At 69.8% G+C, this 12,433-nt stretch carries 13 protein-coding genes and 1 pseudogene; 10 read left to right on the top strand and 4 right to left on the bottom strand.

Annotated elements, in window-relative coordinates; translation table 11 throughout:
• Positions 1-17 precede the first annotated feature (17 nt).
• Both ACT2CW_RS48680 and ACT2CW_RS48675 read right to left on the bottom strand, forming a co-directional pair.
• Positions 18-863 (bottom strand): hypothetical protein, encoded by an 846-nt coding sequence (locus ACT2CW_RS48680; protein ID WP_445521247.1) that lies wholly within the window; start codon positions 861-863, stop codon positions 18-20.
• Positions 864-1,403: 540 nt separating this feature from the next.
• Positions 1,404-2,777 carry a M20 family metallopeptidase gene (locus ACT2CW_RS48675; protein WP_445521246.1) on the bottom strand — a complete coding sequence of 458 codons (1,374 nt, stop codon included), beginning with the start codon at positions 2,775-2,777 and terminating at the stop codon, positions 1,404-1,406.
• 51 nt (positions 2,778-2,828) lie between these two features.
• On the opposite strand from ACT2CW_RS48675, the gene ACT2CW_RS48670 reads away from it, so the two are divergent.
• From ACT2CW_RS48670 to ACT2CW_RS48655, 4 genes are all read left to right on the top strand, one after another.
• A complete protein-coding gene (locus ACT2CW_RS48670; RefSeq protein WP_445521245.1) occupies positions 2,829-3,041 on the top strand; it encodes a hypothetical protein in 213 nt (70 codons plus the stop codon).
• A gap of 78 nt (positions 3,042-3,119) precedes the next feature.
• Entirely contained in the window at positions 3,120-3,746 is a 627-nt protein-coding gene (locus tag ACT2CW_RS48665; protein ID WP_445521244.1) for a hypothetical protein, read from the top strand.
• Positions 3,747-3,859: 113 nt separating this feature from the next.
• Entirely contained in the window at positions 3,860-4,486 is a 627-nt protein-coding gene (locus ACT2CW_RS48660; protein ID WP_445521243.1) for a TetR/AcrR family transcriptional regulator, read from the top strand.
• A 493-nt stretch (positions 4,487-4,979) separates the two neighbouring features.
• Positions 4,980-5,738 carry a VOC family protein gene (locus ACT2CW_RS48655; protein WP_445521255.1) on the top strand — a complete coding sequence of 253 codons (759 nt, stop codon included), beginning with the start codon at positions 4,980-4,982 and terminating at the stop codon, positions 5,736-5,738.
• Positions 5,739-5,876: 138 nt separating this feature from the next.
• Here the strand turns inward: ACT2CW_RS48655 and ACT2CW_RS48650 are convergent.
• Together ACT2CW_RS48650 and ACT2CW_RS48645 are read right to left on the bottom strand one after the other, a co-directional pair.
• Positions 5,877-6,023 (bottom strand): annotated as a pseudogene (locus ACT2CW_RS48650) (IS481 family transposase); the annotation flags it as partial.
• A gap of 765 nt (positions 6,024-6,788) precedes the next feature.
• Positions 6,789-7,973 carry an LLM class flavin-dependent oxidoreductase gene (locus ACT2CW_RS48645; RefSeq protein ID WP_445521242.1) on the bottom strand — a complete coding sequence of 395 codons (1,185 nt, stop codon included), beginning with the start codon at positions 7,971-7,973 and terminating at the stop codon, positions 6,789-6,791.
• 266 nt (positions 7,974-8,239) lie between these two features.
• Here ACT2CW_RS48645 and ACT2CW_RS48640 point away from each other — a divergent pair, with 266 nt between their 5' ends.
• From ACT2CW_RS48640 to ACT2CW_RS48615, 6 genes are all read left to right on the top strand, one after another.
• A complete protein-coding gene (locus ACT2CW_RS48640) occupies positions 8,240-8,572 on the top strand; it encodes a hypothetical protein (protein ID WP_445521241.1) in 333 nt (110 codons plus the stop codon).
• Positions 8,572-9,138 (top strand): flavin reductase family protein, encoded by a 567-nt coding sequence (locus ACT2CW_RS48635; protein WP_445521240.1) that lies wholly within the window; start codon positions 8,572-8,574, stop codon positions 9,136-9,138. Before ACT2CW_RS48640 ends, ACT2CW_RS48635 begins: the two co-directional genes overlap by 1 nt.
• Complete coding sequence (locus tag ACT2CW_RS48630; protein WP_445521239.1) at positions 9,135-9,593, top strand: nuclear transport factor 2 family protein; 459 nt, start codon at positions 9,135-9,137, stop codon at positions 9,591-9,593. The genes ACT2CW_RS48635 and ACT2CW_RS48630 overlap by 4 nt, the downstream gene beginning before the upstream one ends.
• Before the next feature lie 213 nt (positions 9,594-9,806).
• On the top strand, positions 9,807-10,295 hold the full coding sequence (locus tag ACT2CW_RS48625; RefSeq protein WP_445521254.1) for an oxidoreductase: 489 nt from the start codon (positions 9,807-9,809) through the stop codon (positions 10,293-10,295).
• A gap of 117 nt (positions 10,296-10,412) precedes the next feature.
• The gene (locus ACT2CW_RS48620) at positions 10,413-11,201 is read left to right on the top strand and encodes an NAD(P)-binding protein (protein WP_445521238.1); all 789 of its coding nucleotides are present in this window, start codon (positions 10,413-10,415) and stop codon (positions 11,199-11,201) included.
• An 85-nt stretch (positions 11,202-11,286) separates the two neighbouring features.
• Positions 11,287-12,075, top strand: coding sequence for a DeoR/GlpR family DNA-binding transcription regulator (locus ACT2CW_RS48615; RefSeq protein WP_445521237.1), 789 nt, complete (start codon positions 11,287-11,289; stop codon positions 12,073-12,075).
• Positions 12,076-12,433: the final 358 nt, after the last annotated feature.

Raw genomic sequence — 12,433 nt, 5'->3', positions numbered from 1 at the left:
GGAGGAGGACGAGTCGCTCAGAAGAAGCAGCGGGCGGTGTCCACGACGCGGTAGTCGTCGTCGACGACGGGCACGAGCTGCCACTTGTCGTGCGCCGTGCAGGGGTGCGAGATGCCGAGCGCGAGCAGATCGCCGACACGGGGGCCGCTGCCCGGCGGGAAGCGCAGGAAGGCGTGCTGGTCGTTGAGAGCGGTGATCCGCCAGTGGCTGAGGGATTCGGCATCACGCGTGGTGGTCCGCGCCCAGGCGTCCCGTGCCCCGGCGTGCCGTGGCCGGTGGGCGAGGGGTACGGGGAGTCCCTCGTCGAAGGGGAGGTCACGGCGGCCGGCGTCCAGCAGCGCGAGACCCTCCTCGGGGGTGGAGATCACCTGGGTCCACACCTCGATGGCGGGCGCCAGCCGCGGTGTGCCGGGCGCTTCCCGGGCCAGCCGCGCGTAGAGCCCGTCGTCGTGGGAGGAGTAGGCGCCACTGCGTAGCAGTAGCCGTACGGGACGGCCGTTCGGGGTGTTCTGGGTCAGGCCCGGCTGCCGGCCCGGCGCCGCGCCGTTCCCACCCCAGCCGTGGGCGAGTTCACGGGCGACGATGTCGTAGTAGATGCTTCCGCCGCAGCTCACCAGCCACTCACCCGTACCGGCACGGGTGTCCAGCAGACCCTCGTCGGCGATACCGGACATGGCGGCCCGGACGGTGCGCAGGAACCCGGGGACCTCGGCGAGAGCCTCGGGGGTGCGGGCGTGGCTGACGCTGCCCTCGTAGGCGGCGACACCGACAACCGCGAGGGCGGGCTCGGCGGCCGCCGCTCGGGCGACGGCCAGCACCTGCGCACGGGTGCGGCAGCCTGTACGGCCGCCCGCGTGCCCCACCTCCACGAGTACGGGGAGCGGTGGGCCGCGCCGGTCCAGGGCCGCGCCGAGGAGGCGGACGCCCTCGATGCCGTCGACGTACGCGGAGAACCCGAACTCCGATCGGCGGCCATCTCACGCTGTATCCAGCGGGCGAATCCGGTATGCATCAGTGGATTGGCGCAATGGATGCGGCGGGCGCCTCCGGCTCGGTGGACACGGGCCTGGTGAGGGGTGGCAACGGTGACGGCCCATGCGCCGAGGGCTTCCTGACGTGCGTACAGGGCGGGGGAGAGCGTCGTCTTGCCGTGCGGGGCGAACAGCGCGCCATGCTCGACGCAGAAGGCCGCGAGTGCTTTGAGGTTCGCGTCCAGCGCGTCTTCCTTGAGCACCATGACGGGCCATTCGAAGCCGTCCTCGAAGAGGCGGTAGCGCTGGGATGGGATCTGCGCGCTGTGATACCGCGCCGCTTGCGGGGGGAGTGCCTTGAACCGCCAGCCGACGTGGCCTTCGGCGAGGTTTTCACTGTGCGGGCCGGCCCGGGTGGCGCCGCGGGGTGCGTCAGTCACCGTCGCCGCCCGGGGCGCGGCCGGAGCCGGTGGTGAGCAGCGTGACCAGTACGTCGGTCGCCCTGGTCAGCTGGCTGAGTTCGATGAACTCCCGGGGGGTGTGGGCTTCGGTCATGGAGCCGGGGCCGAAGACGACGGAGGGTATGCCGGCCCGGCAGATCTTGCTGGCGTCGGTGCCGTGGCCCACGCCAACGCCCGCCGGGTCGAGGCCATGGGCGACCAGGGCACGGCCGACCTCCGCGGAGAAAGCGGCGCCGGCACCGTCGTCCTGCGCGGGGAGGGCGTAGTCGACGACGTGTGGCGGTGCCACCTCCACGAGGCCGGGGAAGCGGCTCTCGAGCTCGTCCTTCAGCTCCCGCCACACCTGCGTGGGCTCCTCGCCGCCCACGGTGCGACGGTCGATGGTGATCTCGCAGCGCTCAGGCAGGACGTTGGGTCCGGAGCCGCCGGATACCTGTGTGGTGACCAGGGTGGGTGCGCCGACCAGCGGCCGCTGCTGCCGGGCCAGCCGGGTGGTGACCTCGTCGCGTAGGTAGCGGACCACCTCGGCGGCCGTCTCGACCGGGTTGACCCGCCCTTCCGGGAGGGAGCTGTGCCCGCCGGGTCCGGTGGCGACGATGCGGCAGCGCATGACGCCCTTGTGTGCCACGACAAGGGCGAGGCTGGTCGGTTCGCCGACGACGGCACCGGCGCAGCGTGCGGCGAATCGACCGCTGCCGTCGCCCGTGGTGTCCGTCCCTCCTTCCGGACCGAGGAGGTGTGTCACGCCTCGGTAGCGGTGCTCCTCGTCGATGACACCTGCCAGCACGACCGTGCGCTCGGGCGGGCGCCCGGAGGCGGTGATACGGGCGAGCGCCGAGAGGAAGGCGGCCAGCGGCCCCTTCGCATCGCAGGCGCCGCGCCCGTACAGGCGGCCGTCGCGGACGTGTGCGGTGAAGGGGTCGAGGGCCATCCCTTCGGTCTCGACGGTATCCAGATGTGTCTCCAGCAGGAGCCACTCGGCGGTGCGGCGTCCCGGCATGGTGGCGACGACGTTGCAGCGACCGTCGGCGACCTCCTCCAGTCGGGCGGTCATGCCCAGGCGACGGCAGTAGTCCGCGACGAATTCCGCGAGGGGAGTCTCCGCCGCGACGGCCTGCTCACGAGGGTTGACGCTGGGTATGGCGACCAGCTCGGCCAGCAATGCCTCGCCGGTACTGCATTGCAAAACGTTGCGTTGCATTTGGCTGACGCCGCCGCCGTGTCGGCGGAGCACCTGCCAGTGGCGGCGGCCGAGACCCAGGTCGGCCAGGGTGGTGTCGAACTGGGTTTCCAGCAGGTTGTGCAGGTGCTTGAGCCAGTAGCCGATCGGATTGGGCGTGCCCATCGATATCCCTCCCGGGCCAGCCGACTGGCGGCACGGGCGCTGGACGCGGGGTTGCTTCGGCGCGAAGCCGACCAGCGTGACGGACGCCGTTCCCTGCTCGTCCTAACCGACGAAGGCGCCGACGCTCTCGCGGCAATCCGAAACTTCCGGCGCCGGGTCATCGCCGAGGCCACAGCAGGCTGGCCCAGCCTCGACCGGGACATGCTGGCCAGGCTGCTGACCCGCTTCGCACAGAACTACGCCCAGGTGACGGCCGCCAAGTAGCGGTGGCAGCCCACCAGGGAGGAGTCAGGTCACCCCGGTCCTCTCACTGGGTGTCGATGTCGAACTAATCTTCTGGCCATGGCCTTACGACCTGACGAGTTCTACGACCACGCGCTTGCCGCTGCGGATGGTGAGCGTCGGCTCCCGCTCGCGCGCATGACAGGGTGGGATATCAGCCCGTTCGAACGGGACGGATTGCGCGTCGCGCCGCTGCGCCCCCCGGTGCTGCCCGAGCCTCCGCGACGCGGCGAGGACCCGTCGAACTGCGGGGCGTGCCGTGACCGAGACGATGGGATCTGGTTCAACGACAGTTGGCGGCTCACCCGGATCACGGGAGTTGGTGTGCCGTTGGTGCTCATGCTGTATCCGCGTGAGCACTATGACATGGCTGACCTGCCCGATGACCTGGCAGCCGAGCTGGGGGTCCTGTGCACTCACATCGTCCGCCACGTGCAGGCTCTGCCACACATTTCGCGAGCCCACGTCTACCGCATCGGAGATGGAGGCGCACACCTGCACATCTGGTTCTTCGCTCGGCCCGAGGGACAGACCCAGCTGCGCGGGTCATGGATGCCCGTCTGGGACGATCTGCTGCCGGAATACCCAGCAGATGTCGCAGAGGCAGATGCGGCGATCGTGGCAGACGCATTGGTCGCCTCCATCGGAGGCCGTCGCTCGGCTGCCGGCGAATCGCCGCACGACTGATCACTGGTACCGCCTGCTCGTGCTGGCCAAGAACACCCGTCAGGCTTCCACACTCCAAGGGCAGAAGCCCGGGCCGGGCCGCGGCCGGGCGGCTGGATGGTAAGAATAGGTACGTGTCGAAAGAGTCCCAGGTCAGCGCTCCGCGCATGCGCAACCGTTGGGGGGAGGGCGAGCGGCTGCGCGGGGAGATCCTCGCCGCGGCCAGCCGTTTGCTGTCCGAGCTCGACGGGGAGGACGGACTGACCATCCGCGGCGTCGCCCGCACCGTCGGTATCGCGCCGGCCAGCATCTACCAGCACTTCACCGATCGTGCCGCGCTCGTGGCGGGCCTCACCGACCACGAGTTCGCCCGGCTGCACACCGCGATGGAGGCGGCCGAGGATCGCGTGGACTCCGGCGATGTGGTGGGCCGCGTGCGGGCGATGCTCCACGCCTCCTGCCGGTTCGCGATGGACAACCCGGGGCACTACCGGCTGATGACGGCCAACGGGCCGCCCCGGACCGCGCCCGGCGTCCGTCAGGCCGGGCCACTGGCCGACGTGATCGACCTGCTCGTCGCCGGCTTCGCGCGCTGCGCCGCGGCGGGGGTCGCACTCCGGGTGCCCGCGGAGCGAGCTGCCGTGATCGCGTTCGTTGGTGCGCACGGTCGCGTCGCCCTCTTCCAGAACTCCGCCAAGCACACCGATGCGGACTCCGTGATGTCGTTCGTCGACGAGTTCGTGTCGCTCATTTTTGCCTGAAACGCGGCGTTTTCTCCCACTTCATCCCAGCCGTTCTTCGCTGCGGTGGCCGATCTTGACCAGGACGGTGGACGAGTGCCCTCAAGATTCCTAACATCTGTTCAGTAAGTCTCTGAACAATCGTTTGGTAACTTTCTGTAGGAGAACTGCGATGTCAAAAGTCGCGCCCGACGTGCCCCGGTACCCGATGACGCGGGCCGTTGCCCGTTCGACCCGCCGCCTGAACTCCATCGCAGGCTGTGGGAGGAGCCGGTGTCCGAGGTGCGGATCTGGGACGGCGGCGAGCCGTGGCTGTTCACGCGGTACGACGACGTCCGCGCGCCGCTGGCCGATCCGCGCGTCAGCTCCGATTCGACCCGGGACGGGTATCCGGCGCAGTGGCCGGGGATCAAGGCCCGTGCCAGTCCGCGCTGCTGGAGCACCCAGACCAGATCGCCGCAGTCCGCCACGGTGACGACGCCCTCGTGGCGAATGCGGTCGAGGAACTGCTGCGCTGCCTCAGCATCGTCCCCAGCGGACGGCGGCGCATCGCACTGGAGGCTCTGGAGGTCGGCGGGCAGCGGATCCGCAAGCGCGACGGGCTGATCGCCGCGGACAACGTGGCGAACCGCGGACCGTCGCGGTTCCCCGAACCGGACCGGCTCGGGAGGAGACAGGACTTGCCCACTACGACGGTGGCGTCTTCGCCGATGCCATCGCGAACACGATCTTCCCGCTCGGCGAGGACGTCTACCTGGAGGTCGAGGCGGTGACGGCCCCCGCAGCCGTGCGGGATGCGGGGGCCGCCTGGTTCGACCGGGCCATCGCGGACGGCGACCGGTGGATGTTCTGGAGCCTGCGCGCCGACACGCTTGAAGAGATGGCCGCGGTCGCGCAGCGGCTCGGCGGCGAAGTGGCGCGGCTTCCGGGACGCATCCAGCCCGACGGCACCCAGCGCATCATCACCACCGCGCCCGGCCCCGGCCGCGCGCTCGACACGTGCTGGCGCCGGGGGCTGCCGAACTGGTTCTACCGGGAGGACCCGGCCACCAACCCGGATCGCGGGGCGACCGAGCGCGGTGATCGCGGGGTGGCCGTGACCCGGCTGGAGATCGGCGCTGACGCCGGGGAACTGCGGGAGCACATCGGTGCCGAGACCTTCGAGCGGCTGCCGCTGGTGGTCGTGCCCGGCCGACCGGGCGTGCGTGCGGTCACGGTGCGCACCGCGTCGGGGCGCGAGGTGACGCTGCGCAGGGACCCGGCCGACTTGTAGAGCCGCGGGGTCTACCTCACCGAGGGCTTCTGGCGCTCCAGCAAACCCAACGGCGCGGTCGGCCGCCGAGTGCGGCGTGCGGCCGCGCGTGTTGTGTTTCGTACCGGTCGGGGTGGTGAGCGGGTCAGCCCGGGTCGTAGACCGGTGGCACGCGCCGTTGTCGGTGAGGCAGCGGCGGATCGGTGTGATGTCGTGGGCGGCGAAGAAGGCAACTGCCCGGTGCCGGAAGGCGACCGTGGTGATGCCCTTCGCATCGTCCAGGGCCTCGGTGTAGGCGAGCCGGGAGGAGCGGCCGAGTGGTCTGGTCCCGCCGTGCGCGCGCCGGTGGGCGTGCCACTTGGCCCGGCAGCGGCGGGAGAGTCCGGCTTCCGCGGCCACATGCGCGATCGGACGTCCGGCGTCGATCCGCAGACACAAGGTCACGCCCTGGCGTATCGGCCGAGCCGGCGCCGGCCGCGTTGATGAGTCCCGACCGGGGCGGGAGTCTGTCTGCTTCCTGCGCGACGGCGACCATGTGTTGGCCGAGATCGGAGATGACCCTTTTCTCACCAACGCCGAGGTCGCTCGGGGGCAAGCAATCAGCGTGTGCGCCAGCCGTCACCAACGCCACCACGCTGTCGTCCGGTCCGTCGTTCCGTTCAACGATCACTCCACGCCACTCGCCTTCGACCCCGCTGCGACACGGTTGCGACGCGGACAACGGGAGGTCACCGTGCGTCGCACATGTCCGAGCGGAGCTTCCCCGCCGCCCCGCGCGGCACCGGCGTGCCCGGCACATCCTGCGCCAGATGCTCCGGGACCCCTCCCGACGGGAGCGGGTAAGCGTGTCGAGCCGCTCCATCCACCGGGGCATGGCCCGTCAGCGCCGTAGGACGTCGGCCATGGCGGAAACGTCGGGCGGCCGGGGAGCGGCGGATTCGGCTCGACGCCGGAAAAGGGGCGGAGACCTCGTGAGCCTCACCCACACGGCCGACCGACGCCTCCGCTGCTCCTCAGTCAGTGCGAACGGACCATGACCGCGTCCGGGGCGAGTCCGAGGGACTGGAATGATCAGTCGGTCGCCACGGATTTCGCTTCCTGCTCGGCGGCGTGCTTGTCGCTCGCCGCCCGGAGTGCGGCCGCCTGACGAGCGTGCAGGTCGTCGTGGTGGCCGCGGGCCCATCGCTCGCTCGCCCGCAGCCGCGCGTTCTGGTTCTGGAAAACCGGCATGACGTGTTCGGCGAAGAGTTCGCACGAGCGCTTCGTCGCATCGAACCGTGCCCATTCGTTGCCCATGATCAGGTACGTGCCGAAGCCGCCGTCGCTCATCTCCTGAAGCCGCCGGATCTGCTCGATCGCGTCGTCCGGTGTGCCGATCACGCCGACTCCGCTGTCGACGACCCATCGGATGCGCTCCTCAGTCGTGGTACCGGCCGGGGAGAACTGCGGGGATGCCGAGACGTTCTGCATGTAGTCGAACCACAGGTCGATACCGTGACGGACGTCCTCGACCGCTTGCTCGCGCGTCTCGGCGATGTGCATGGGCCCCAGCAGCCGCCACGTCGAGCGCGGTGCGGCGGGCGCCCCGAACTCCCGGGCCCGTTCCTCGACGATGCGGCGGTGGCCCGCCAGCGCGTCGGTTCCACCCTGCATCGTCGCGGCGATCGACATGAGGGACAGTCCGTGCTTGCCCGCGATGCGAGGTCCGCTCGGTGACACCACCGCGGCGACGGCGACCTCGAGGTCCGAGTACGGCTTGAGCTGGACCATGGCGTCGTTCAGGGTGTATCGGCCGGTCTTGACCGAGATTGGCTCGTCGGAGTGGATCAGGTGCATGAGGACGTCGACGTCGAGTTCGAATGCGTCCCGTTGCTCCGACGGCTCGATACCGACCATCCGCGCATCGGTGGGGAGAGCTCCGGGGCCGAGGCCGTACATGGCGCGGCCACGGGTCAGATGGTCGACGAAGATCATGCGCTCGGCGGCCCAAAGCGGATTGTGGTACGGGAGGGAGAAGACGCCCGTACCGAGCTTGATGTGCCGTGTCTGCGGCGCGCAGTGCGCGATCATCGTAATCGGATCGCCGATGAGCTCGCACCCGCACGAGTGGTGCTCGCCGAACCACACCTCGTCGAAACCCAGCATGTCGTAGTGCTTGACGAGTTCCACGTCCCGTCTCAGCGCCCATGTGGGGTTCTGGGTGTTGGGGAGGTGAAAGGGGGTGAGGAAGATGCCGAAGTTCATCCGATCAGCCATGATGTCTCCCGCTCTCTCCATCGCGGCGGACCGCGGCGAACAGCGATGAGTGAATCGACTTCAGTTTGAACCTTAAGTGCGGTGCATCAGATCGTCAATAAGCCTGTAGCATGCGCGCTACTTGCGATTGACGGCGCCCGGAGCCACATTTAACTTTGAGCTCGCTTAGGTTCAACCATGCGTCCTGGACGACCCCTGACACCGGCCGGTACCCGGGAACCGCCCGACGTCCGGCCGTCGGACGCCGTCGAGCGAGGGGAACCTTCATGTATGTCCAAGTCGACCTCCGGACACCAGCCGCCACTTCCGTCGAGCTACAGGAAGCCGACGACTTCCGCGCCTTCAAACTCGTTGTCCTGACTCCGGACAGACGCCCGGACGGCCTCGAAGACGCACTCCGGGACGTGGGCTCGATCGGCCCAGATGGGCACGCGTACCTGCGGATCGATGCCATCCGCCGGCTCGCCGGCAACACTGCCGAGGACCTGGCGTGGACGACAGCCTTCGACCAGATGATCGACTACGCGCGCTCCCGCGGGTGGGCCACCTGTGACGCCACGCTGCGCGCACACCAAGAGCTGCGCCAAGGACCGGCGTGATGGCTCCCACCCCCACCCCGCCCTCCGCGGCGATGCCCCGGACCACGCCGCCACCCGACGACTTCCGCCGCGTCATCGGGCACTTCGCCAGTGGCGTCACCGTCGTCTCGACATGGCGGGACGGCCGGCCCTGCGGCACCACCGTCAGCGCGGTCAGCTCCCTGTCACTCGATCCACCGATGCTCCTGGTGTGCATGAACGAGCGGTCCGCCACGGCGCGGGCGATCAGCGCTTCAGGCCACTTCGCCGTGAACATCCTGCGCGAGGACCAGGCCGCGACCGCCGAACGGTTCGCACGCAAGGGCGATGACAAATTCGCGGGAGTGCCCATCTGCCGGGAGCCCGGCGGACTGCCCTTGCTGGTGGGAGCTCTGGCCACTCTGGAGTGCCGGGTGGTGAGGGAGGTCGTCGGAGGCACGCATTCGGTGTTCCTGGCGGAGGTGGACCGGGCCCGCGCCCGTGCAGGGTCTCCACTCGCCTATTTCCGAGGCCGCCTCGGCAGTCTGGACTACGAACTCTGGAGCTCCGCACCGCAACGGGCGACCGCTCGGGAGGAGGACCGATGAGCACTGACCGAGTGACTGGCGGCACCGGCGCCCAGGCGACCGGAGCCGAAGTGCTGCGCCGTTTCATCGACGCCATCAACACCTGGGACTTCGATGCGATCCGCGACATCCTTGACCCCGACTGTGTCTTCGAAATGCCGTTCGCGCCCGGTGACTTCCCTCGCCGCATCGAAGGGCGGGCCGCCACCGTGGAATTTCTCAGCGCCATGCCGGACTTCATCGAGCCGGAGAACCTGCACGATGTAACCATTCACGCCTTCACCGACGATCCGGCGGAACTCCTGGCGCAGTACCGGAGCGCGACGCGGCTGCGGACCACGGGTGCGGAGTACAGCAACTCCTATGTGGTCCGGGCCCGGGTGCGGGACCGCCGACTCCAGCGCTTCGCCGAGTTCTACGACCCGGTCCCGCTCGTCGTGGCCATGGGAGGAACCGTACAAGTGCCCCTGGTGTAACGGACCGTGCCCCGCTGGCACGGTACGGCGCTTCCTGGTGGGCCGTTTGCACGCACTGCTCGATATGGCGGGCGATGGCCGTCGATGCGCTCACTTTCGGGCACCGGTCGGCAGGCCGACAGCTCCGAACGCTACGGAGGGGTGCTCGCGTGGCCCTTCATCAGAAGTGAGGCTCCGTGATCGGCATCGCATCTTCCGGCGGCCGCCGCGCCGCTGGTCGTCGGTTCGTCGACGCTGCGGAACCGGCTGGTCGCCACGGCCGACGCCAGCGGTTTCGTACGGGACGGGCCGCCGGTTGGCGGTGACGCCGAGTACTGGGGCCGTCTGGCGGCCGGTGGCGCGGCGCTGCTGGTCTGCGGCGGTACGACGGTGGCGGCGGAGACCGCGCCGCGGCAGGGGAACATCCTTCAGCTCCATCGTCCGGAGGCGGTCCAGCCGTTGCGGCGGCGGGTGGAGGCCATGCACGCCGAAGGCGCGGTCGCCGTCTGCCAGCTCGTTCACCTCGGCCGGGAGACGCTCGGAGCGCAGTCGTACCGCCCACGCTTTGGAGGCGGGGTTCGACGGCATCGAATTGCACGCCCCGCTCATGCTTATCTGCTGGAGCAGTTCCTCTCGCCGCGCACGAACCCGCGCGGTGACGGTGGATCCGCTGGTCGAATACGTCAACGTCACCGTGGGGGTGCGGACCACGTAGGTCCGTGACATGGCCACCGAACGGCCTGCGGTCCTGGGCGATCTGGCGCGTCTGCGGCCACTCGTCCCCCGGCCGTTCGTGGCGTCCCGCGCCTTCCGCACCGCGGCCGCCCGGTGTTGCTGTGCGTGGTCAACCCGGACCTCGCGCCGCCCGGCGAACCGCGTCGGCCCGCCGCACCGCTGGTGCGCGCGTGGGATCCGGCACGCGCCACCGGAGAGCGCGTCGCCGTCGTGGGGGCGGGACCCGCGGGCCTGGAGTGCGCGCTGAGTCTCGCCCACGCCGGGGTGGCGGACGTCGTCCTCTACGAGGCCGCCGACCGGCTGGGCGGACAGCTCGCCACGGCGACTCTGGCGCACCACCGCACCGGTTGGGCCGCGCTGCTCATGGCCTCGTCGGTCGCGCTGGCGCGGGGAGTTCCGTCGCTGGCCGGCGCCGCCCATGTGCTCGTGGCCGACGACGGGTTCGGCTGGTGGCCGGGGTGCGACGTCGTGGAACTGGCCGTGGCCGCGGGGGTTCCCCGCATCACCTTCGTCACGCCGGGAACGGCCTTCGCCGGGGCGATCCCGCCCGAGAGCCGCGTCCAGTTGCTGGAACGTCTGTCGGGCGCCTGCGAACTGGACATTCTGCCGCTGTGCACGGCGACCGGCATCGGCCCCGAGGGCGGCGTCACCGTCGCGTACCGCGCCTCCGGCGGGACCACCACCGTGCCCGCGGACCGGGTCGTCGTGGTGGGGGAGCGCCGCCCGCGCACCGCCCTGGACTGTGCCGTCCCCCCTGGTGCTGACGGTTGGCGACGCCGTGGTTCCGCGACGTGTGGCGCACGCGATCGCCGAGGGGCGGGAGGCCGCCGTCAGAATCGCCACCGCTGTACGACACCGTGTGACGCCCACGCCAGGGGTGGTAGCCCTTCCTGACGGTCGAAATGATCGCGGATGAGGACGCTTGTTCTGGCGAGATAAAATCTCGCGGGCCCGCACACCACGGAACGGGGGTTGGCGCATGGTGGCGCCTCAGGCCAGATGGAGCGCGTTGCTGGAGATGCTGACGCGCGAAGGACGGATCGAGGTCGAGGCCGCCGCCGACGCGCTGCGGGTCTCCGCCGCCACGATCCGCCGTGATCTGGACGAGTTGGCGCGCCAGCAGATGGTCGCTCGTACCCATGGCGGTGCCGTGATCAACGCGATCGCGTATGACCTGCCGCTCCGCTACAAGGCCGCGCGCAACGCTCCGGAGAAGGAGCGGATCGCCGAAGCGGCGGCGGGTCTGGTGAAGGCGGGCGCGGTGGTGGGACTGAACGGCGGCACCACGACCACCTCGGTCGCCCGTGCGCTGGCAACCCGGCCGGAGCTGAGCCGGGAGGGCGCCGCGCACTCGCTGACGGTGGTCACCAACGCGCTGAACATCGCCAACGAACTGGTTGTTCGTCGCCATGTGAAGCTCGTTGTCACCGGGGGCGTGGCTCGCCCCGCCTCGTACGAGCTCACCGGGCCGCTCGCCACCGAGGTGCTCGCGCAGATCACGCTCGACCATGTCTTCATCGGTGTGGATGCGATCGACGTTCGGCACGGTGCGACGGCTCGGGACGAGGGCGAGGCAGGCATCAACCGGGCACTGGCCCGGTGCGCCGAGCAGGTGGTCGTCGTCGCTGATTCCTCCAAGCTTGGGCGGCGGGCCTTCGCCCGCATCTGTCCGGTAGAGGACGTTCATGTGCTGGTGACCGACAAGGCGGCGGGCCCCGAACTGACCGAGCCGTTCGTCGCCGCGGGCGTGGAGATCGTCCGGGCCTGAGCGTCGTCGATGCCGTCGCCTCCTCCCGTTCCCAGGGGATGCTCGTGAAGTACACGTTTGAGTATCCAGACCGGAACGGCAGGCTGAACGTCGCGTTGACCAGGGCTCAGGGCGAGGGCTGCACCTGCTGTGACGCGGGCGAGGTGCCGGTTCACCGGATACGACTGTCGCTGCAAGGAACTGATTACTTCTGTTTATAACGTCCAGGAAGCAAGCAACCACAGTCATCATTTCGCGAGTTCACGGCATGACGTCGAGGGCCGCCGGTCGTCGCTCGATCACGTTCGCGGTCTCAGGCATGTCTGAGACCGTCCGCACCGGCGGCCAGTTTGGTCCCCCCGGGGCCTGATCCGCGGGC

The sequence above is a fragment of the Streptomyces sp. NEAU-174 genome, assembly GCF_052665095.1.
This window is presented reverse-complemented; position numbering and strand designations above follow the sequence as displayed.